The organism is Bacillus sp. FSL P4-0248, from assembly GCF_038593305.1.
GTDB lineage: Bacteria > Bacillota > Bacilli > Bacillales > Bacillaceae > Bacillus > Bacillus safensis.
This window is the reverse complement of record NZ_CP151983.1, coordinates 1,909,705-1,928,721: the sequence shown is the minus strand read 5'-3', so window position 1 is coordinate 1,928,721 and position 19,017 is coordinate 1,909,705. Positions and strand designations below refer to the sequence as shown.

The following is a 19,017-nucleotide window of genomic DNA, read 5'->3' as shown; positions in this document are numbered from 1 at the left end:
GCTGAAAACTTGGCAATTGATGCCGGTTTTTTGGCACTGAAAGTGAGGGGGAAAGAATGGGGAAGGTTGTCGAAAGAGCAGATTGGTTTGAATTGATTTTAGAAGCTATTGATGAAGCCATTCACGTTGTAGATGATCGAGGGATGACGATTTTTTACAATCATAATGCCGCTAAGTTTGACTCTTTACAAAAAGAAGAGGTGATTGGCAAGTACATCCTTGATGTGTATCCCTCTTTAACTGAAAAAACAAGTACGCTCATGCATGTGTTGCGAACAGGAAAGCCCATTTATCATTCGCTGCAAACCTATTTGAATAAAAATGGAGAAAGGATTGAAACAGTGAACACGACATTGCCTATTATCGAAGATAACGAGTTAATAGGCGCGGTCGAAGTCGCAAAAGATGTATCAAAGCTGTCGGCTCTTTCCAATCGGTTAGGGCAAAAAAAGCGGACACAAGACGCGGCTGAGGCCGTACAAATGCATGATTTTGCTTCATTTTTAACAAATGATCCGCTTTTAAAAGAAATGCTTGAAAGGGCAAAAAAAGCAGCTGCTTATCCATCATCAGTTGTTGTCTACGGGGAAACAGGGACAGGAAAAGAAGTGCTCGTTCAAGCCATTGTCCATGAATCTGACCGGAAAAATCAAGTGTTCATTCCGCAAAACTGCGCAGCACTCCCAGAATCATTACTTGAAAGTTTATTGTTCGGATCTGTCAAAGGGAGCTATACGGGCGCGCTTGATCGCAAGGGACTTTTCGAATTAGCTGATGGGGGCACACTTTTTCTTGATGAGCTGCAAGAGATGCCGCTCACGCTGCAGACGAAATTATTACGTGTGTTAGAGGATGGCGTTGTCCGCCGCATCGGTGACGCAAAATCCATTCAAGTGGATGTTCGGCTCATTACTGCGCTCAATATGGACCCATTCGAAGCAGTGAAAAAGCAAATTTTAAGAGAAGATTTATTTTATAGACTGCATGTATCATCTTTTCATATCCCGCCGCTTCGTGAAAGAAAGCAAGATATCACGCTGCTATCCCGCTACTTCATTCAAACCTATCATCAGCAGTTTTCAAAAAACGTTACACGCCTTTCTGAAGAAACGGAACGATTGTTTATGGCGCACCACTGGCCTGGGAATGTTAGAGAATTAAAACATACGATAGAGCATGCCGTGTTGATGATGCCAAAGGAAGCGGAAGAGATCATCCCTCTATACCTTCCGGCTCATTTACGTGAGCAAAAGCTGGAAAAAGAAACATCTGAATCCTCCTTAAAAAATCAAGTGTCTTCATTTGAACAAACATTGATTCAAGAAGCTTTACATCAGCATAATGGAAATATTAAAAAAACCGCCGCTGCTTTAAAAATTCCTCGACAAACGCTGCAATATAAATTAAAGAAATATGCAGATGCCGAAATATAGGCACAACATCCAATTGAATATGACGGGTAAAAGCTCCTTTTGTAAAGAATAGGGGCATTTTCCCATGTTGGCACATAACTTGCATAGTATAAAGTGAATGCTGATAGGGGGAATGGATATGAATCAGAAATTGTATGAACCGGCACGTCACTGGAAGGACATTGAGCTTTGGAAGGATGTACCTGAGGAAAAGTGGAACGACTGGATTTGGCAGCTGACGCATACTGTGAAAACGCTTGAGGATTTAGAAAAAATCGTAAACTTAACAGAAGAGGAACGAGAAGGGGTGAAGATTTCCACTAAAACCATTCCACTCAACATTACACCCTACTATGCCTCACTGATGAATCCAGACGATCCAAGATGTCCAATACGTATGCAATCTGTGCCAATTGCAGAAGAGCTTCATAAAACAAAATATGATCTGGAAGACCCGCTGCATGAAGATGAGGACTCACCTGTCCCGGGGCTCACGCACCGATATCCAGATCGTGTACTGTTTCTTGTGACAAATCAGTGCTCCATGTACTGCCGTTATTGTACGAGAAGACGTTTTTCCGGCCAGATTGGTATGGGTGTGCCGAAAAAGCAGTTAGATGCTGCAATTGGATATATTAGAGAAACACCTGAGGTGCGGGACGTGTTAATTTCTGGCGGAGATGGGCTGTTAATCAATGATCAAGTGCTTGAATACATTTTGAAAAACTTACGGGATATTCCGCACGTTGAGATCATTCGGATTGGAACCCGCGCGCCGGTTGTCTTTCCGCAGCGTATTACAGATGAGCTGTGCGAGATTTTGAAAAAATATCACCCAGTTTGGCTGAACACCCATTTCAATACAAGTATTGAAATCACAAAAGAAGCAAAAGAAGCGTGCGAACGTCTTGTGAATGCCGGTGTTCCTGTAGGGAATCAGGCCGTCATCCTTGCAGGTATTAATGACAGTGTGCCGATTATGAAGAAGCTGATGCACGATCTTGTGAAGATTCGGGTCAGACCATATTATATTTATCAATGTGATTTATCTGAGGGCATTGGCCACTTTAGAACGCCGGTATCAAAAGGGCTTGAAATCATTGAAGGCTTAAGAGGACATACGAGTGGTTATGCAGTACCAAGCTTTGTAGTAGATGCGCCAGGAGGCGGAGGGAAAATTGCTTTACAGCCAAATTATTTATTATCGCAAAGCCCTGACAAAGTCGTCCTTCGTAACTTTGAAGGTGTCATCACCTCTTATCCAGAACCAGAGCATTACGTCGCAGGCCAGGCAGATGCGTATTTTAATGAAATTTATGAAGAGAAACAAGAACCGGCAATTGGTATTACCGCACTATTAGAGGATGAAGCGAGATCGTTTACGCCTGAGAATTTAAGCCGAATGAAACGTAGAGAAGCATATGAGACAAATCCTGAGCACGACACACTTAAAAACAAACGTGAAAAACGAGATGAATTAAAAGAGAAGAAATATCAAGCGCAGCTCAAAAAAGAACAAACCGTAAAGGAGGAGAAATAGCCTTGCTGACATGTGATTGGTGTGAGGAAAACAAAGCAAATGCGGAGCAGACAACAGTCTATTGGGAACTGATCACGGGCACACAATCAATTGAAATCATCGAAACGCCGTCCATTTCCTGCACGCACTGCGGGATGACCTATCAAAAGGATGAGACGGTCAAAGAGATTGAAGATCAATTAATTTTAGTGGATCAGACAAAACTTCCAGAAAAAATCTCCTATGAAGAATTAATGAGCATGGAGCGGTTATTAAAGCGAAATTACTTTGACTTTTCATCATAAGTTGTACCTCCGCCTATACAAGTCATCAAATTGCTGTATAATATAACAACAAAATAGTGTGTCGCGGAGGGAAAAACAGGTGAAGTCGTTTTACCATTATTTAATGAAGTTCAGACATCCAAAACCGAAAGATGAAATCAGTCATTTCGCAAATGCTGCGTACGAGGATCACAGCTTTCCTAAAGCTTCCACAGATTATCATGAGCTGTGCGCTTATTTAGAATTAAATGGTGATTATTTAAGCTCAATGACAACATTTGACGAAGCGTTTGAGCAATACGAAGTAGAAGTCAAAAAAAAATAACACACAACCGCTTATCCGGATGGAGAAGCGGTTTTTTCATGAGAAATAAAATGGCGTTTTGCATGGTGTGGTTGCCCATGCAGAATTCCTTGCGCCGGCATACGATACGTTAAGACCAAAAGTCGGGCAAGGGGGAGACAGAATGAAGGCGAAAGCACCAAAATATCAAGTAGGGGATATTGTCGTCGTTGTCATGTACGGCACAGTCGGAACGATTACAAAAGTCCATCAAATTGACCAGCACTATTTATATGAGGTCAATCATAATGAGGTGCTTTATTTTGAAACATCACTTCAGCTTTACGATGAGTATAGCGGAGTGATTGTCGATACAGAAAAGCTGGACATTGAATATGAGTTCCTCATTGGCGATGTTGTATATGTAAAAGATTACGGAAAAGAGCTGTTTAAAATCATCGGTCATCGGACTGAAATTTGGCGCTACCTTGAAGATGGCTGGGAAGATGTCATTTACGAACTCACGAGGCTGAAAGACGGAGAGTGGCTGGAAACAGAAGAGGAAGATTTAACGCTTGTCCTAAGAAAATATGAGATGGACCAGTTTGTTCATCAGCTTCTTTTTGTGCATTACGTCGGAGAAACCTCAAAAGAGTTAGAAGAAGATATGGTCCAAACGGCTCTATTGCAGCTGGAAGAGAAACAAGAAAGCGAATCTTCACTTGAATTTCTGGCTGTATCTATAGTGGATGAGCTTCTTGATATTTATAACGATTATAAAATTCTCTATGAATTTTTCAAAGATTCAGAATATAAGGATATGATGGATTTTATTTTGGAAAGTTTACACGAACATTTTGGTTAAAAAAAGACTTGTCCTAACACGAATAAAAAATAAGGCACACAGAAAAATGCAATCACATAAAACCATCCCCTCAAGATACGGCCCATCACCTGATCAAAAGTTTCTCCATCTAATATGCTTAACCATTTCATTGCCTCAAGCCCCTTTTCTTTTTGTTTACTGCATTTATATGTATGGAATGAGCCATTATGACAAACTGTAATAAAAAACAGCCGGCGTTCATACATCATAAAAAAGGAGGCGGAATGCAATGAAAGAAGCAGATTTGGTGATTGATACAGAGGAAATTGCGGAGTTCTTCTACGTGGAGCTGATCAAAAGAGGGTACATACCTGCTGAGCTTGAAACATTTGAGCTGGCTGACATTACATTTGAATATATGCTGAAAAAAGCAATGATAGTTGAAGAAGAGGCGTGGTAGGTACTATACTTTGAAGAGATTCTGAAGAGAGAGGGAGGGGAATCTTTCGCGTGTACATCCTATATCTTTTCATTTTATTTGGCGCCATTGCTGCGCTCATGGTATCTGGGGCTTTTCAAGATTTGGACAACCAGATCATCTTATGGTTTGAAAGCATCAGACTCCCTTTTTTAAATGATGTCATGCTGGCTTTGACGGACTTAGGCATCAGCGCGCTGCTCGTTCCAATCATGCTCATTTTTAGTGTGGTCTTGTTTATGTATAAGCGCTACTACTCTATCATGATGCTTTTTCTACTATATCTCACAGAAAAAACAATCAATCATGAATTAAAGGGGCTGTTTGCTAGAGAGCGTCCGGCCTTTGATCACCTTGTAGGTGAAACGTATTACAGCTTTCCGAGCGGACATTCGATGAATGCAGCCACAATCTACCCTTTTATGGCTTATCTATTAGTTGAAATGATCCCATGGCTGAAAGAAAGACAAAAAATCGTCTATTTGATCACAGGGCTTTGCGTTCTGGCCATTGGCATCAGCCGGATGTATATCGGGGTGCATTATTTGACAGATGTTGCAGGAGGCTTTGCGATAGGACTCGCTTTATTTCTCATTTGTAAAAAGATTGACGAAAGATTGCCTGTCATTCGACAAAAATAGAAGAAGGAAATTGACAGATCCCAGCCAATTTTATATAAAAGGGGAGGGATTTGAATGCAATTGACGTTGAGATTTTTTCAAAAGAAACCTTCAGCATTTCACTTAACCATTTATCAGACACCTGAATATGGCGCTGCAAGCGGGCATCTGCCTGTGTACCGGACAAAGATTGGCGGCAGAACACACCTTGATGTACTGGAAAAAGCATTCTCGACATTTAATGTACATGATACAGTCCCTAATGATTACAATGCGCGGTTTATCACAACAGGTGATATTGTTGTGATTGATGATAAGAAAAAGGGGAAGTGCTATTATCAGCTCTCTCCGGCAGGGTGGAAACGCAGTGAACGAATGATGACGATAAGTTAAATAGATGATTGATGATGCCAGCTTGAGATTCAGCTGGTATTTTCTTTTTTTAGCTCAATCGTTTATAATAAATAGGATAAAATACATAGTAAACGTAAGTGGAGGCTAAAAAATGAGTGTACATATTGGAGCAGAAAAAGGACAAATTGCAGAAACGGTATTGCTGCCAGGCGATCCGCTGCGTGCGAAATATATTGCAGATACATATTTAGAAGATGTTGAGTGCTATAACGAAGTGCGCGGAATGTATGGTTATACTGGAACCTATAAAGGAAAACGTGTTTCTGTACAGGGCACTGGGATGGGCGTACCGTCTATTTCGATTTATGTGAATGAACTCATTCAAAGCTATGATGTTCAAAACTTAATTCGCGTTGGATCTTGCGGAGCCATCAAAAGAGATGTCAATGTACGTGACGTCATTTTAGCCCAGACATCATCAACAGATTCACAAATGAATCGTGTGGCATTTGGACCGATTGATTATGCGCCATGCGCTGATTTTGGCCTGCTCAAGAAAGCCTACGACACGGCAGAAGCAAAAAATGTCGCTGTACGTGTCGGAAATGTATTTACAGCAGACCAATTTTACAATGAAAAACCACTTGAGCTCATGGCTCAATATGGTATCCTAGCGATCGAAATGGAGACAACCGCTCTTTATTCTCTTGCAGCAAAATTTGATCGAAAAGCGTTATCAATTTTGACTGTGAGTGATCACGTTCTAACAGGAGAAGAAACAACAGCTGAAGAGCGTCAAACAACGTTTGATGAAATGATCTTAATTGCGCTAGACTCCGTTTTATAATAGTATAAAGGGTGTGCTACAATGTAGCGCATCTTTATTTTTTTAGAAGAGCAAAAGGAAGGTATGTCATGAAGAAAAGCTACAAAATACTCTCAATCGCATCGATTCTTGGTTTGACAGCCGCGCTATCAGGCTGCCAGTTGCTGGATCAAAAAAGCGGTACATCTGACTCAAACAAAACAAACGAACAAAAAAACGCAGCAAGTTCATCTCCCCAGCACAACTCAAACGATAAGGCAGATTCATCGAATCAAGAGCTGACGTTAAAGAGTGAATATTTCAATGACATCAAGGTTGTGAGCGGTCTGAAAACCATTCAAAATCCTGAAAATGTGCTAGCACTTGTCAACAAAGAATATGCATTACCAGGAACCTATAAACCTTCTGATCTCGTTGTACCAAAAGTAGAATTCTCTTTTTCGGAAGATATTGAAAAGCGATATATCCGCAAAGAAGCAGCGGAAGCGCTTGAGAAGTTATTCAAAGGTGCAAAAAAGGAAAACTTCGAGCTTGCTGCAGTATCTGGCTATCGCTCCTATGACCGTCAAAAAGTCATTTTTGATAGTGAGGTCAAATTAAAAGGCAAAGAAAAAGCACAAGAAGCAGTCGCTTTACCAGGCGAAAGTGAACATCAAACAGGTTTAGCCATGGACATTTCCTCAAAAAGTGCCGGTTTTGAGATCTCTGAAAAGTTTGGTGAAACACCAGATGGCAAATGGGTGGCTAAAAACGCCTATAAATATGGCTTTATCATCCGTTATCCAAAAGGAAAAGAAGACATTACGAAATACGAATATGAGCCGTGGCATCTGCGCTATGTGGGAAAAGAAGCCGCAAAAGCGATGCATGATCATGATTTAACATTTGAAGAATACATGAACAAAGTAAAGAAAATCTAAACAAGTTAAAGGCCTCCCAGCTATTCGGGAGGCCTTCTCTTATTCTTCTTTTAAAAAAAGAACAATCCTGCTAATGCGAAGCCGGTAATGAAACCGAGGCCGATGCCATACGCTGCACCCCAGCCATAATATCCGCCCCAATAGCCAAAGCCAAAGCCTCCGCGAGACCCGCCGACTGGACGAATATAAACTTTACGGTTTGTCACACGCTCAATGCGTCCGACGTGTACTCTGCCATTACGGTCAGTGATTCTAGCGACTTTCCCCATGTGCTGCTGACAAAGCTTGTAGTAGCGCTCCATGTTTTTCCTCCTTATGACAAACTCTTTTCACTCTTATCCTATGCGAGAGACTTCATAGAGTTTGGACAAAACATATAGGAGATTCGCTCATTTTATACGGTACATTCAAATAGAATGTGACTTAGCTGCTTTCGGTGTGCTTGAATGAGATCGTAGTGTGTTTGCAGCGTTTCGTAAAGAGAAGGGGGTATGTGTTCAGATAATTCCATCTCTGTCGGCTCCTCCTGCCCCATATGTTCATCGAATGAGAGAATCTGAATGTCACGGAAGCCCGCTTCGGTTAACTGCTCCTTCCATTCTTCAAGCGACAAGAGCGAGTGGAAGCCGTAAAAATTCCGAACCACTGCAAGCTCTTCAGGCGTAAGAGGGGCTTTTAACACAGCTTCATTTGCAATCAGTTGACTGCCAGGAGAAAGCACACGTTTGATTTCAGCTAGTGCATCACGAAGTTTGGTAAAGCTTAAAACAGATTCACTGATGAGTAGAGAGAACGCTTGATCTGGAAAGGGCAGCTGCTCAATGGATGCCTCTAAAGCACGGATCGGCAGTTCCTCCCGTTTGAATCGCAGGTTCGCCTTTTCAATCATCAATGGATGCGTATCAATGGCCTCCACCTGATAACCTATATTTCCTAAATAGGCGGCGGTCTGTCCTGTACCGCATCCAGCGTCAAGTATTCGTGCATGAGGCGGCAGTTTTATATGCTCAATCATCGTTTTTGTTAACTCAATTCCGCCAGGATGGGCACTTGATACGCCAAAATAAGCAAGCATTTCTACATAATCACTCATATAATCCCTTCTTTCCTTATCCTGTTCCTCTCTAAAGATTATGCAATAGAGGGGCAAATGGCTTATCTTTTCAAATAGAAGTTGATCCTTTGGTTGACGGATGAAGCATCGTCCTTGATAATAATGAAAGGAGATAAAGGTGGTGTTTTTTTGAAAAAACAAATGAAGTTCGTGGTAGCCATTCTGGTGACTGCTGCACTGTCCTCAGCGATTACATTTGTGATCACAAAACAAGGTGCTGTCAGCGTCTCAGGAGACGAGAAGTTTAGTAAACTCATGGCTGCGTATACGAAGGTAAAGGATGAGTATTACGAAAAAACGGATGATCAAAAACTAGTAGATGGTGCGATCCAAGGAATGATTGCATCACTTGATGATCCATACTCTACATATATGGATCAGGAGGAAGCCGAAGGATTTAACAATACCATTTCTTCTTCATTTGAAGGAATTGGTGCACAAGTAGAAGAGAAGGATGGACAAATTTTAATTGTCGCGCCGATTAAAGGCTCTCCTGCTGAAAAAGCTGGTTTGAAACCTCATGATCATATTTTAAAAGTGGATGGAAAAAGCACCAAAGGAATGTCAGTCAATAAAGCAGTCTCTCTCATTAGAGGGAAAAAAGGAACGGATGTTAAGCTGCATCTCAATCGTCAAGGAGTCGGTAATGTAGATGTGACCATCACAAGAGACACGATTCCGCTTGAAACGGTGTATGCAAAACTCACAAAAGACAAAATAGGAGAAATCCAAATTACGTCCTTTGCTGAAACCACATCGAAAGAGCTGGATAAAGCAATTGATGACCTCGAGAAAAAAGGGGCAAAAGGTTTTGTCATTGACCTGAGAGATAATCCAGGCGGTATCATGACAGAAGCCATTGAAATGAGCAATGACTTTATTGATAAAGGAAAAGTCATCATGCAGGTTGAAGAAAAAGGGAAGAAACAAGTGTACAAGGCTGAAAAAGAACGCAAAGTCCATCAGCCGGCAGTTGTCCTTGTAAATGGAGGATCAGCCAGCGCTGCTGAAATCATGGCGGCGGCTCTGCACCAATCTTCAGGCATTCAAATTGTGGGTGAAAAGACGTTTGGCAAAGGAACTGTTCAAAATGCGCAAAACTATAATGATGGTTCTAGTGTCAAGTTAACCATTGCAAAATGGCTGACACCAGACGGTTCTTGGATCCACAAAAAAGGTATCGAACCACAGGTCAAAGCAGCTCTTCCGAGTTATGCAAAGCTGCCTTACTTAAGCCCGAAAAAATCATATGAGCTAAATGACAATGGAGATGAAGTCAAAGCAGCTCAAAAAATGTTCCAAGCGCTTGGCTACAAAGCAAAAGCAAACGGTGAGTACGATCAAGCATTCCAGTCTATCGTCAAAAGCTTCCAAACAGACAACGATCTCAAATCAGACGGTATTCTGACAGGAGATACAACGACCGTTCTGATGACAAAGATCCAAGATAAGCTAAAGAACAACGATACACAAATGAAAAAAGCCATTGAAGTCTTGAAAAAAGAGATGAAATAAAAAAAGCAGTCCTCATCAGGGGACTGCTTTTTCTTATCCTTACACTTCGTTTGTGAGCGCTTCTGTTTTTTCATGATCCTTTTCAAATAGATCATTCATGACAGAATTGGATGTGACCTTGTTTTGGAAGAATGGATTCAAAATCAAGATGACGACGACGTTTGCTAGTAACCCAAGAAAACCTTCATAAAGGCCGAACGTGACTTGTGAGATATTCGCTGTAAAGGTAACGATGATTCCAATGACTAACCCGGCAATCGTTGCTTCTCTCGATTGTTTTTTCCAGAATAAGCTGATGGCAATAGCTGGGAAGATTTGAACCATTCCTGAAACACCAATGAGCTGAAGCGTGACAAGTGCAGTTGGGAACAGCATCCCGAACAAAAGAGCGAGCCCGATGACGATAAACACCATCGAACGTGTAATGATGGTCAATCTTTTAGGTGACACATTCGGATGAATTAAGTCACGGTATAAATTATTGGCAAATAAATTTGATGCGCCAATGGCCATGATGGAGCATGGAATGAGGGAAGCCAGTGCAATCGTTGAATAAGCGAGCCCCTGCATCACGCCGCCATATGATGTTTGAATTAAATGAAGAAGAGCAAATCTTGGATTTGTATCTTCTGGTAAGACTAAAAAAGCAATAAATCCAAGGAAGATGACCAAAATCAATACAATATTATAAAGAGGCAAAAACATACTGTTTTTACGGATGGCATCTGCGCTTTTGGCTGTAAAAACCCCAGTTGCTGCGTGTGCCCACATAAACAAAGCAAGAGCAGAAACGCCTGAAGCAGTAATAAACCATAAAATGCCTTTAGGACCGCCTTCAGGGATCGTTAGAAGCTGAGGTGCTTCTTTGGCTAACGTATTCATCATCGGTGTCCAGCCGTTAAAATGAATGATCGGCAGTGAAACGACCATAAACAGCATGATCACCCAAACGAGAATATCTTTAATAATGGCTGTATATGTAGGACCTTTAATACCACTGAAAAATGTATAAAGTGCGACTAAAATAAATGAAATAATAACAACTGCATTCACATTAATATAACTAGTTCCAGCGACAGTTAACGTATCTTGAATCCCGCTCAGCTGAAGACAAATATAAGGAATCAGCATAAGTACTCCAACAATCGCAATCAAACTGGATAACAGCTTGCTGTCAAACCGCTCACGTGCATAATCGGCAAGTGTTGTAAGGTTGTGATTTTTCGCAACAGTCCATAGTTTCGGTAAAAAGAAATAAGCAATAAAATAAGCTAGGACGGAATAAGGAATAGCGAAAAAAGCGACGCTTCCAGCTGTATAAGCTGTACTTGTAAGCCCTAAAAAGGTATAAGCTGTATATAAGTCTGCGCCAACGAGGAACCAGACGAGCAGTCCGCCAAATTTTCTTCCGCCGACAGACCATTCTTCTACTGACTGTCTTGATGATTTGTCACGACCAGCGGCAAATCCGATGACCACGACGATGAGAATAATACTTGCAGTAATCAATAAAGCTGTTAAATTTCCTTGCATTAGTCAGTTCCTCCATTTGAATGTTGCATCTTATAAATGATAAATGTGCAAATTGGTGTGAGTACAATCCATAGCAAGAGCCAGAAGTGGAAAAAGGGCAGGCCGATGACAAATGGATGAATGCGATTTGCAAAAGGCAGCAATGCGAGCTGTCCGATGAATGGAATCGCGATAAGTAGTGCCAGCATCAATTTTTTGTTCATGATTTCCTCCTGAATATTTTGTAATTTCATAATAATAGCAGTTGTCAGATTAGATCACAAGACCATTTTCAGAAAAAACAATCATTTTGGTGAATATCATACTAATATAACGCTTTCATTCTTGTCAAAGGAGAAAGAGTGAAGATGTAAAGAGGGGGAAGGTGAAAGAAAGTATGTAGAAATAATATTTAAAGCAAATAAAAAAGCCCCAGCATAAAGGCTGAGGCTTTTCCAATTTTTAAAGGAAATCAGATACTTTTTCGATGTCGAAACGATTGCTTTTATGAGCTTCTTTCGCTGCTTTACCAACTGAAATCAGCATAACCGGCTCGTAGCGGCCGCTTACATTGAATTCTTTGATGTACGCGTCTTTACTGAAACCACCCATTGCACATGTATCATAGCCCATTGCTTTTGCCGCAATCATTAATTGCATAGCAGCTAATGAAGCATTTGAATACGCTGCTTCGCGTGCATATTGCTCGCTTTGGTATGCGCCATTGATTTGAGTCATCAATGTTTCTTTAATGTCTTCAGTAATGAAGCCTTGTTCTGCCAGTTCACTGTAGATTTTTTCGCCATTTTGGTTAGCTTCAAGGTCACCTAGAACTGCAATAACAGCTGATGCCTGTGATACTTGCTTTTGGTTGTAAGCGATTGGAAGTAATTTTGCTTTTGCTTCAGCACTATGGAAAACAGTGAAATGCCAATGCTGAAGGTTCCAAGCAGATGGTGCTTTTGTTGTGATTTCAAGAAGCTCTGTTAACTCTTCTTTTGTCATTTCATGAGAAGTATCATACTCTTTTACTGAAGCTCTTTGTTTTAAGATATCAATTGTTTTTTGATCGGTCGCCATATGGATATTTCCTCCCGTTTTTGCAAATAATATGATACAATAACTAAAAAGTGAGAAACTTACTTATTGTAACTAGAGATATTTTAAATTGTACACCGTTAGTTTGTCAAACAATCATGAAAAGAAAGGCTGAAATTTATGGAATTTCAATTATGTCCACACATTCAGCAAGCTTTTTTACTCCTAGGCAAAAGGTGGAACGGTCTCATTATACATGTATTGCTTGATGGACCAAAGCGTTTTAAAGACCTCACAGACACGATCCCGTCGATCAGTCAAAAAATGCTCGCAGAGCGTTTAAAAGAGCTCGAGCAAGAAGGGATTATAGAGCGGACCGTCCTGCCTGAGACGCCTGTCAAAGTCATTTACAGTTTAACTGAAAAAGGGAATGCGTTACATGATGTGTTTCATGAGGTATCTCGGTGGGCAGGGGAGTATACAGACTCTCACGGGAAAAAGGAGCAAGCCTAGTTTCAGGTTTGCCCAAACATTTTGACTCCTGATGAATATGCTGATGTTAGGCACATGACAAAGGAGGAGAAATGCATGTACCCTCATACTCCGTATTTTCGAGGCGGCGCCCCTGGCATTCCGCCATATGAATCCAGAGTCCCTTTGTTTTTTGGTTTTGGCGCTCCTTTAGTCGGCGGACTGCTTGGCGGATTTCTAGGAAGTGCGATTTTTAATTATCCCCGTCCATATTACCCGCCGCCACCACCGCCTGCTCCACCACCTTATGGCGGCGGATATCCACCATATTATTAAGAAAAAAGAGTAAGCCTGCTTCCGTTCTTAAAGCAGGCTTTTTATAATGGAATATCAATTTCAGAAATTCCTGGATCATCATGCTTTAAAAACATAATTTCCAATATACCATCTTGATACGACGCCTTCGTTCCTTTTCGTTTCACAGCAGCAGGGAGGACGACTTTCTTCTGCGTCCCTTCTTCAGGAAAATGATCAATAAACAGCAGATTGGCTGTATGTTTGATTTTGACTTTTTCTGTGTTCGGACGAGCAATTTCAATTTTGACAAACACATGATCAGTCGTCTCGAACACTTCGACTTCTGGCTCTTTTTCTTTTTCGACATCAGTTTCTCTCGTTTTTTGTTTTTGAGAAAGGGGGTCCTGAAATGGGAACTGAGCAGGATAATTGGAGCCGAATACACTTTCCATGACTTGATTGACATACTGCTCAACGTCTTTAGGATCTGAATTCTTTAAGGCTTCTTTTGAGTACTGCTTTTGAAAAGGGAATAATCGGTTCCAGTCGAACATGCGAATCATCCTTTCTAAATGCCCTGAATTAGTATATGCCCATTCGCCTGCGTGCGTGCTATAATATACGTTAGATTTAGAAAGGGATGGTTACATTGAACGAACAGCAATCAAAAGGTGTTCTCTACACGGCAGCATCTTTTACACTCTGGGGTTTATTCCCGTTATATTGGAAGCTGATGGAACATATTTCGTCAGGCGAAATTTTAGCACACAGAATTTTATGGTCATTTGTGTTTATGTGCGGTATTCTTTTGTATTTAAAACAAGTCCGCCCAGCGATGCAGACAGTAAAGGGTCTCATACTGGATGGTAAAGCATTTTTTTCATTACTTTTATCTGCTATTTTAATTTCAGTCAACTGGTATGTCTACATTTGGGCAGTCAATCATGGTCTTATGCTAGAAGCAAGTTTAGGGTATTATATTAATCCGCTTGTATCCGTTCTATTAGGGATTATTTTCTTAAAAGAACGACTAAATAAATGGCAAACCATTGCCATTCTTATTGCCGCATTTGGGGTGATCCTTTCAACAGTTCAATACGGGTCATTTCCTGTCGTTGCTTTCTTATTAGCCCTTAGCTTCGGCTTTTATGGTTTGATCAAAAAAAGGATGAGCTTCACGAGCGCGATTGGTTTGACGATTGAAACGCTGCTTCTCGCACCGGCTGCACTTGTGTACTTATTATTTTTCTTAAAAGAACCTGTGGTGACTATGAATCCTAACAGCTTCGGGTCGCTCGGTCTCTTATTTTTTGCAGGCGTTTTTACAGCCGTGCCGCTTCTTTTATTCTCAGAAGGCGCAAAAAGAATTCCACTTTATCAAGTGGGCATTTTGCAATACATTGCACCGACAATTACGCTGTTTTTAGGGCTGTTTGTCTATCACGAACACTTATCCGCAGCTAAAATTGTGACGTTCCTTTGTATTTGGGTGGCGATTTTACTGTTTACCACCTCTCAATTACGCATGAAAAAAACAGCGAATTCTCATTAAGCCAAACGAGCAGTTTGCTTTTTTTTGCAGGCGGATCATGTCATAATAAGTTGTTAACAAAACTGTAGAGGTGATCATATGTCGTCAGCTCATGAGCTTGCAGCCGCCTATCAATCTTTATGGAAAAATCGTCAGCTTGATGTTGATGATATGTCTTCTTTACACGAGGCCATATGTGATGATTTACTCGATGCACGAACACATCCGCGGGCGAGGAAATCCTTACACCAAAAGTATGTGCTTGCTGTGGAGAGAATTTTAGAAAGTGAGCTTAAGCATGATCATCAGCTGCAGCTGATCAGCTTACATACGAAAGAGCTGCGAGAATTAATTCAAAATGAAGGAAGGAACCACTCATGAAACCAATTCAAACGGAAGATGTCACAACACATCTTGAATCGTTTTTAAATCGTCCAGTCTTCGTTCATCTTGAAACGACAACTGGTTCTTATTCAGCTCATGTAAATGAACAAAATATGACGGTTGTGGCGTATATCCGCAACGCGAAAGTCGTCTATTCACAGGCGAAAATAAAAGGACAAGGTCCATACCGTGTTGGAATGAAAACAGAAGATGGCTGGATTTACGCAGAAGGATTAACCGATTATGTGTTTGATGACCAAGGCCGCCTGCTATTAGCTGGACACTTGCCAGACGGCAAACTAGCGATCTCATTACAAATTAGTGAAACACCATTTCAGGTGTAGAAGAAAGGGTGACAAGTCATGAACGAACATGTACTAGTGATGCTGCCTCACCCCGATGATGAATCCTTTGGGGTGGCTGGTCTCATTGCACAAAGCAGAAAACGCGGAATTCCCGTCACATATGCATGCGGGACACTTGGGGAAATGGGCAGAAATATGGGAAGCCCAACATATGCTAACCGTGAAACACTTCCTGAATTAAGAAAACAGGAATTAATCAATGCCTGCAAAGAAATGGATATCACTGACTTACGTATGCTTGGACTGCGTGATAAAACATTGGAATTTGAAGACGACGAGTATTTGGCAGATGTGATGGAAACCATCATTGATGAAGTCAAACCGACACTCATTGTGACGTTTTATCCAGGACACGGTGTACACCCTGATCATGATGCGACAGGTGAAGCTGTGATTCGTGCTCTATACCGCAAGAAAAAAGAAGACCGTCCTGTCACATACTGCATGGCCATTACGAAAAATAGAGAAGAAGTGCTTGGACATGCGGATATTGTGATTGATATTACAGATGTGGCAGATATCAAATTAAATGCACTGAGAGCGCATAGAACGCAAACAGAGGGCATGCTGAGAGAGCTTGAACAAAAGCTAAAAAACAAAGAACCAGTCGTCCAAAAATGGTTTGATGAAGAAATTTTCTGGACGTATCATTGGAATGATTAATCAAAAAAGCAGCTGATCTATGTCAGCTGCTTTTTTGTGTTGTATTTAGTGATTCGATACATGGCTGAGTTGACGTTTTTGAATCAATTTAAGACGGATAAAGAGGACGATGGCGCCTGCGGCAAGCCCGGCAATCAGTCCGATCCAATAACCAAACGCCCCAAAGGAGGTATATGTGCCAATGAGATAACCGGCAGGAAGACCGATGACCCAGTAAGAGACAAAAGCAGCAATGAGCGTATAATTCACATCTTTATAGCCGCGCAGAGCCCCTTGAATGGGTGCAGCAATCGCATCTGACAGCTGGAAAAAGATCGCGTAAATCAAAAAGTGCTGTGTCATTTGTAAAACAGCTGATTCAGCTGTATATAAACCAGCGATCTCTGGTCTGAATAGCAAGATGAGGGCCGCCGTACATAATGAGAATAATACCGCCGTTCCAATGCCGATATAGCTGTAGCTTTGCGCGTCTTGATACCTCTTAGCCCCCGCTTCAAACCCAACAACGATCGTTAACGCCATTGAGATGCTAAGCGGTAAAATATAAAGAATAGAAGCAAAGTTCATCGCTGCTTGGTGACTGGCGATTGTAATGGTATCAAAGTGACCCATTAATAGCGTCACTGCTGCAAAGATACTCGTTTCAAAAAAGATCGCAAACCCGATAGGAAGGCCAATTTTCAGTATTTGCCCTATACGGGAGATATTCATTCGAGGCAGTTTTTGAAACAAACGAAATGAGGCAAATGGTTCTGCTTTAATGACAATACAAATACTCATGATGAAAATCGCCCAATACGTCATTGCAGATGCAAGACCGGCACCCGCACCTCCAAGCTTTGGAAAGCCCAAATTCCCAAAAATAAATACGTAATTTAAAACAAAGTTAATAGGAAGTGCTGTGAGCGTGATGAACATCGTCACACGTGTTTTCCCTAATGCATCAATAAATGACCGTAGCACCGAATAACCAAATAGCGGGAGGATGCCAAAAGCAAGAAAGCTGAGAAAATGCCGGGCAATATCCTCTACAGAGTGCTCGAGTCCAAGTCCTCCTAGTATGTAAGGAACGCTAATCGTACCAATCACAATCACAGCGATACTTAAAAGAAAGGACAAATAGATCGCCTGAAAGACAGCCCGGGGAACATCTTCTTTATGCCCAGCGCCCATCAGCTGAGCCACAATCGGAGTAACGGCCATCAAAATCCCGGCAAGTCCCGTATAAACAGGTGTCCAAATACTAGAACCGATCGCAACACCCGCAAGGTCTTCTGCACTCACTTTTCCAGACATCACCGTATCTAAAAAGGTAATAAGCGAAAGACCTGCTTGGGTAATTAAAATCGGAATCAAAATGGTTAAAAATAGTGTCAGCTTTGCTCGAATGCTATTCGTTTCTCTCATTATAAGTTCCTCTCTGAACAGAAATAACGAGAGGAATTATACCACGCTATGTAAAAAAATCAATTCTCCGTCGGATTATTTTTCTTAGATGGCTTCGTTTTTTTAAACATTTGGGCATAAATAAAAGAAAGACTGACAACACCTAAAATGCTGCAAGCATATTGGATGATTTTCTGAATGGTCATATTAAGCTCACCTCCATACAAATAGAATGTGCACAATTTGCTATTTTATAACAACAAGCGAAAGAAGGAGGGAAAAGGTCAGATGATCCATCGGACGAACGAAGAAGTGATATTTAAAGCCGGTATGAGAACACATTTGATGAACATTATGAAGGATGCAAGTGACATCATTGATTCTCTTGATGAAACAGAGCAGTGTTTACTTTGTGATCTCGAAGCATTGCATGATCAGTTTAATGAAATGCATGCAGAGGCCTCGTCGTTTTATTTACAAGCGTATATGGAAGAATTCACACCAGGATTTGCTCAATTTTCTTTAGCCATTGAGAATTTATCAAAACAAAAGCATGGAGCACTCATTGTGATTCAAAGACGCGATGAGGTTGAGGATTTTATTCAAAAAGGGACAAACCTTCATGCGAAAATTAGTGCTTCCTTAATAGAAAGCATTTTCTATCCGGGAAATCCACTGCATGACGGTGCACTTTTAGTCAAAGAAAATACACTTGTCTCTGCTGCAAATGTGCTGCCGCTTACATCAAAAAAAGTGAGTCCTTCGCTTGGCACAAGGCACAGGGCAGCGATCGGACTCTCTGGTATGACCGATGCACTTGTTCTTGTCGTGTCAGAAGAAACGGGAAAAATGTCGTTTGCGAAAGAAGGCGTGCTTTACCCGCTTACCGTAAAAGATCCGGAAATAAGAAAATAATAACGAACGCTGCATTCTTCATTAGGAAGGATGCTTTTTTATTTGCGGAGAAAAATCAGCCAATTAAGTAAAAAGTCATTTGATACAGAAAAATTTGTCATGTAGAATAGAACTATGAAACTAGCAGCGTGCTTGTTTTGACAAATTTCTAAACGTCAACTTAAAAATTCCTTAAAAAATGTTTATAAATACAACAAACAGCCGATAGAAACGATATGGCTTTGTTTTAGCATTTTGAGTTGGCTGCTTTAGCCTATTTGTTATTGCCCAACGTCTTCATGTCGAGTAATATAATAGAAATAAA

At 41.0% G+C, this 19,017-nt stretch carries 26 protein-coding genes; 18 read left to right on the top strand and 8 right to left on the bottom strand.

What is annotated here, in order from left to right; genetic code table 11:
- Nucleotides 1–56: 56 nt before the first annotated feature.
- The 10 genes from NST65_RS09645 to NST65_RS09600 all read left to right on the top strand — a co-directional run bounded on the left by NST65_RS09645 (nt 57) and on the right by NST65_RS09600 (nt 7,522).
- A complete protein-coding gene (locus NST65_RS09645; protein WP_046311516.1) occupies nt 57–1,433 on the top strand; it encodes a sigma-54-dependent Fis family transcriptional regulator in 1,377 nt (458 codons plus the stop codon).
- 118 nt (nt 1,434–1,551) lie between these two features.
- Nucleotides 1,552–2,952, top strand: a complete 1,401-nt coding sequence (gene ablA, locus NST65_RS09640; RefSeq protein ID WP_034280543.1) for a lysine 2,3-aminomutase — start codon at nt 1,552–1,554, stop codon at nt 2,950–2,952.
- A 2-nt stretch (nt 2,953–2,954) separates the two neighbouring features.
- Complete coding sequence (locus NST65_RS09635) at nt 2,955–3,236, top strand: YokU family protein (RefSeq protein WP_012010281.1); 282 nt, start codon at nt 2,955–2,957, stop codon at nt 3,234–3,236.
- 79 nt (nt 3,237–3,315) lie between these two features.
- On the top strand, nt 3,316–3,540 hold the full coding sequence (locus NST65_RS09630; RefSeq protein ID WP_024422709.1) for a YozE family protein: 225 nt from the start codon (nt 3,316–3,318) through the stop codon (nt 3,538–3,540).
- Nucleotides 3,541–3,682: 142 nt separating this feature from the next.
- Nucleotides 3,683–4,363: a hypothetical protein gene (locus NST65_RS09625; protein WP_111926541.1), complete on the top strand. Its 681-nt coding sequence runs from the start codon at nt 3,683–3,685 to the stop codon at nt 4,361–4,363.
- Between the two features lie 250 nt (nt 4,364–4,613).
- Nucleotides 4,614–4,784 carry a YozD family protein gene (locus tag NST65_RS09620; protein ID WP_065214722.1) on the top strand — a complete coding sequence of 57 codons (171 nt, stop codon included), beginning with the start codon at nt 4,614–4,616 and terminating at the stop codon, nt 4,782–4,784.
- Nucleotides 4,785–4,834: 50 nt separating this feature from the next.
- Nucleotides 4,835–5,443, top strand: coding sequence for a phosphatase PAP2 family protein (locus NST65_RS09615; protein ID WP_065214723.1), 609 nt, complete (start codon nt 4,835–4,837; stop codon nt 5,441–5,443).
- A gap of 54 nt (nt 5,444–5,497) precedes the next feature.
- On the top strand, nt 5,498–5,815 hold the full coding sequence (locus NST65_RS09610; protein ID WP_034280548.1) for a hypothetical protein: 318 nt from the start codon (nt 5,498–5,500) through the stop codon (nt 5,813–5,815).
- Nucleotides 5,816–5,927: 112 nt separating this feature from the next.
- The gene (gene deoD, locus NST65_RS09605; RefSeq protein ID WP_012010274.1) at nt 5,928–6,623 is read left to right on the top strand and encodes a purine-nucleoside phosphorylase; all 696 of its coding nucleotides are present in this window, start codon (nt 5,928–5,930) and stop codon (nt 6,621–6,623) included.
- 68 nt (nt 6,624–6,691) lie between these two features.
- Nucleotides 6,692–7,522, top strand: coding sequence for a M15 family metallopeptidase (locus tag NST65_RS09600; RefSeq protein ID WP_046311511.1), 831 nt, complete (start codon nt 6,692–6,694; stop codon nt 7,520–7,522).
- A 50-nt stretch (nt 7,523–7,572) separates the two neighbouring features.
- Here NST65_RS09600 and NST65_RS09595 read toward each other — a convergent pair whose 3' ends face one another.
- Nucleotides 7,573–7,824 carry a hypothetical protein gene (locus NST65_RS09595; protein WP_024422704.1) on the bottom strand — a complete coding sequence of 84 codons (252 nt, stop codon included), beginning with the start codon at nt 7,822–7,824 and terminating at the stop codon, nt 7,573–7,575.
- A gap of 92 nt (nt 7,825–7,916) precedes the next feature.
- Entirely contained in the window at nt 7,917–8,615 is a 699-nt protein-coding gene (locus NST65_RS09590) for a class I SAM-dependent methyltransferase (protein ID WP_111926543.1), read from the bottom strand.
- Between the two features lie 150 nt (nt 8,616–8,765).
- Between NST65_RS09590 and NST65_RS09585 the strand changes: the two genes are divergently transcribed.
- Entirely contained in the window at nt 8,766–10,151 is a 1,386-nt protein-coding gene (locus NST65_RS09585; RefSeq protein WP_041117716.1) for a S41 family peptidase, read from the top strand.
- 39 nt (nt 10,152–10,190) lie between these two features.
- Here NST65_RS09585 and NST65_RS09580 read toward each other — a convergent pair whose 3' ends face one another.
- The 3 genes from NST65_RS09580 to NST65_RS09570 all read right to left on the bottom strand — a co-directional run bounded on the left by NST65_RS09580 (nt 10,191) and on the right by NST65_RS09570 (nt 12,743).
- The gene (locus NST65_RS09580; RefSeq protein ID WP_041117714.1) at nt 10,191–11,684 is read right to left on the bottom strand and encodes a sodium:solute symporter; all 1,494 of its coding nucleotides are present in this window, start codon (nt 11,682–11,684) and stop codon (nt 10,191–10,193) included.
- Nucleotides 11,684–11,887 (bottom strand): DUF3311 domain-containing protein, encoded by a 204-nt coding sequence (locus tag NST65_RS09575; protein ID WP_024422700.1) that lies wholly within the window; start codon nt 11,885–11,887, stop codon nt 11,684–11,686. Before NST65_RS09575 ends, NST65_RS09580 begins: the two co-directional genes overlap by 1 nt.
- Nucleotides 11,888–12,125: 238 nt before the next feature.
- Nucleotides 12,126–12,743: a nitroreductase family protein gene (locus NST65_RS09570; protein ID WP_041117712.1), complete on the bottom strand. Its 618-nt coding sequence runs from the start codon at nt 12,741–12,743 to the stop codon at nt 12,126–12,128.
- Nucleotides 12,744–12,881: 138 nt separating this feature from the next.
- Between NST65_RS09570 and NST65_RS09565 the strand changes: the two genes are divergently transcribed.
- The gene (locus NST65_RS09565) at nt 12,882–13,214 is read left to right on the top strand and encodes a winged helix-turn-helix transcriptional regulator (RefSeq protein ID WP_024428324.1); all 333 of its coding nucleotides are present in this window, start codon (nt 12,882–12,884) and stop codon (nt 13,212–13,214) included.
- Nucleotides 13,215–13,289: 75 nt separating this feature from the next.
- The gene (locus NST65_RS09560) at nt 13,290–13,508 is read left to right on the top strand and encodes a hypothetical protein (RefSeq protein ID WP_024422697.1); all 219 of its coding nucleotides are present in this window, start codon (nt 13,290–13,292) and stop codon (nt 13,506–13,508) included.
- A gap of 41 nt (nt 13,509–13,549) precedes the next feature.
- Here the strand turns inward: NST65_RS09560 and NST65_RS09555 are convergent, their stop codons facing one another.
- Nucleotides 13,550–14,023 carry an Hsp20/alpha crystallin family protein gene (locus tag NST65_RS09555; protein WP_111926547.1) on the bottom strand — a complete coding sequence of 158 codons (474 nt, stop codon included), beginning with the start codon at nt 14,021–14,023 and terminating at the stop codon, nt 13,550–13,552.
- 86 nt (nt 14,024–14,109) lie between these two features.
- On the opposite strand from NST65_RS09555, the gene rarD reads away from it, so the two are divergent.
- From rarD to bshB2, 4 genes are all read left to right on the top strand, one after another.
- Entirely contained in the window at nt 14,110–15,021 is a 912-nt protein-coding gene (rarD, locus tag NST65_RS09550) for an EamA family transporter RarD (RefSeq protein WP_029705997.1), read from the top strand.
- Between the two features lie 78 nt (nt 15,022–15,099).
- Nucleotides 15,100–15,381, top strand: a complete 282-nt coding sequence (locus tag NST65_RS09545) for a hypothetical protein (protein WP_111926549.1) — start codon at nt 15,100–15,102, stop codon at nt 15,379–15,381.
- The gene (locus NST65_RS09540; protein WP_024428327.1) at nt 15,378–15,728 is read left to right on the top strand and encodes a YojF family protein; all 351 of its coding nucleotides are present in this window, start codon (nt 15,378–15,380) and stop codon (nt 15,726–15,728) included. The genes NST65_RS09545 and NST65_RS09540 overlap by 4 nt, the downstream gene beginning before the upstream one ends.
- A gap of 18 nt (nt 15,729–15,746) precedes the next feature.
- Nucleotides 15,747–16,412 (top strand): bacillithiol biosynthesis deacetylase BshB2, encoded by a 666-nt coding sequence (gene bshB2, locus NST65_RS09535; protein WP_041117710.1) that lies wholly within the window; start codon nt 15,747–15,749, stop codon nt 16,410–16,412.
- Nucleotides 16,413–16,457: 45 nt separating this feature from the next.
- Here bshB2 and NST65_RS09530 read toward each other — a convergent pair whose 3' ends face one another.
- Both NST65_RS09530 and NST65_RS09525 read right to left on the bottom strand, forming a co-directional pair.
- Nucleotides 16,458–17,819: an MATE family efflux transporter gene (locus NST65_RS09530; RefSeq protein WP_041117708.1), complete on the bottom strand. Its 1,362-nt coding sequence runs from the start codon at nt 17,817–17,819 to the stop codon at nt 16,458–16,460.
- A 59-nt stretch (nt 17,820–17,878) separates the two neighbouring features.
- Nucleotides 17,879–18,004 carry a hypothetical protein gene (locus NST65_RS09525; RefSeq protein ID WP_008359993.1) on the bottom strand — a complete coding sequence of 42 codons (126 nt, stop codon included), beginning with the start codon at nt 18,002–18,004 and terminating at the stop codon, nt 17,879–17,881.
- A gap of 82 nt (nt 18,005–18,086) precedes the next feature.
- Here NST65_RS09525 and cdaS point away from each other — a divergent pair, with 82 nt between their 5' ends.
- Nucleotides 18,087–18,713, top strand: a complete 627-nt coding sequence (cdaS, locus tag NST65_RS09520; protein WP_024422691.1) for a sporulation-specific diadenylate cyclase CdaS — start codon at nt 18,087–18,089, stop codon at nt 18,711–18,713.
- Nucleotides 18,714–19,017: the final 304 nt, after the last annotated feature.

What these genes read in the sequence shown, in the direction of transcription:
- NST65_RS09645 (WP_046311516.1), top strand. Translation starts at nt 57, where the DNA reads ATGGGGAAGGTTGTCGAAAGAGCAGATTGGTTTGAATTGATTTTAGAA.
- ablA (WP_034280543.1), top strand. Translation starts at nt 1,552, where the DNA reads ATGAATCAGAAATTGTATGAACCGGCACGTCACTGGAAGGACATTGAG.
- NST65_RS09625 (WP_111926541.1), top strand. Translation starts at nt 3,683, where the DNA reads ATGAAGGCGAAAGCACCAAAATATCAAGTAGGGGATATTGTCGTCGTT.
- NST65_RS09620 (WP_065214722.1), top strand. Translation starts at nt 4,614, where the DNA reads ATGAAAGAAGCAGATTTGGTGATTGATACAGAGGAAATTGCGGAGTTC.
- NST65_RS09610 (WP_034280548.1), top strand. Translation starts at nt 5,498, where the DNA reads ATGCAATTGACGTTGAGATTTTTTCAAAAGAAACCTTCAGCATTTCAC.
- deoD (WP_012010274.1), top strand. Translation starts at nt 5,928, where the DNA reads ATGAGTGTACATATTGGAGCAGAAAAAGGACAAATTGCAGAAACGGTA.
- NST65_RS09600 (WP_046311511.1), top strand. Translation starts at nt 6,692, where the DNA reads ATGAAGAAAAGCTACAAAATACTCTCAATCGCATCGATTCTTGGTTTG.
- NST65_RS09595 (WP_024422704.1), bottom strand. Translation starts at nt 7,824, where the DNA reads ATGGAGCGCTACTACAAGCTTTGTCAGCAGCACATGGGGAAAGTCGCT.
- NST65_RS09590 (WP_111926543.1), bottom strand. Translation starts at nt 8,615, where the DNA reads ATGAGTGATTATGTAGAAATGCTTGCTTATTTTGGCGTATCAAGTGCC.
- NST65_RS09580 (WP_041117714.1), bottom strand. Translation starts at nt 11,684, where the DNA reads ATGCAAGGAAATTTAACAGCTTTATTGATTACTGCAAGTATTATTCTC.
- NST65_RS09575 (WP_024422700.1), bottom strand. Translation starts at nt 11,887, where the DNA reads ATGAACAAAAAATTGATGCTGGCACTACTTATCGCGATTCCATTCATC.
- NST65_RS09570 (WP_041117712.1), bottom strand. Translation starts at nt 12,743, where the DNA reads ATGGCGACCGATCAAAAAACAATTGATATCTTAAAACAAAGAGCTTCA.
- NST65_RS09565 (WP_024428324.1), top strand. Translation starts at nt 12,882, where the DNA reads ATGGAATTTCAATTATGTCCACACATTCAGCAAGCTTTTTTACTCCTA.
- NST65_RS09560 (WP_024422697.1), top strand. Translation starts at nt 13,290, where the DNA reads ATGTACCCTCATACTCCGTATTTTCGAGGCGGCGCCCCTGGCATTCCG.
- NST65_RS09555 (WP_111926547.1), bottom strand. Translation starts at nt 14,023, where the DNA reads ATGTTCGACTGGAACCGATTATTCCCTTTTCAAAAGCAGTACTCAAAA.
- rarD (WP_029705997.1), top strand. Translation starts at nt 14,110, where the DNA reads ATGGTTACATTGAACGAACAGCAATCAAAAGGTGTTCTCTACACGGCA.
- NST65_RS09545 (WP_111926549.1), top strand. Translation starts at nt 15,100, where the DNA reads ATGTCGTCAGCTCATGAGCTTGCAGCCGCCTATCAATCTTTATGGAAA.
- NST65_RS09540 (WP_024428327.1), top strand. Translation starts at nt 15,378, where the DNA reads ATGAAACCAATTCAAACGGAAGATGTCACAACACATCTTGAATCGTTT.
- bshB2 (WP_041117710.1), top strand. Translation starts at nt 15,747, where the DNA reads ATGAACGAACATGTACTAGTGATGCTGCCTCACCCCGATGATGAATCC.
- NST65_RS09530 (WP_041117708.1), bottom strand. Translation starts at nt 17,819, where the DNA reads ATGAGAGAAACGAATAGCATTCGAGCAAAGCTGACACTATTTTTAACC.
- NST65_RS09525 (WP_008359993.1), bottom strand. Translation starts at nt 18,004, where the DNA reads ATGACCATTCAGAAAATCATCCAATATGCTTGCAGCATTTTAGGTGTT.
- cdaS (WP_024422691.1), top strand. Translation starts at nt 18,087, where the DNA reads ATGATCCATCGGACGAACGAAGAAGTGATATTTAAAGCCGGTATGAGA.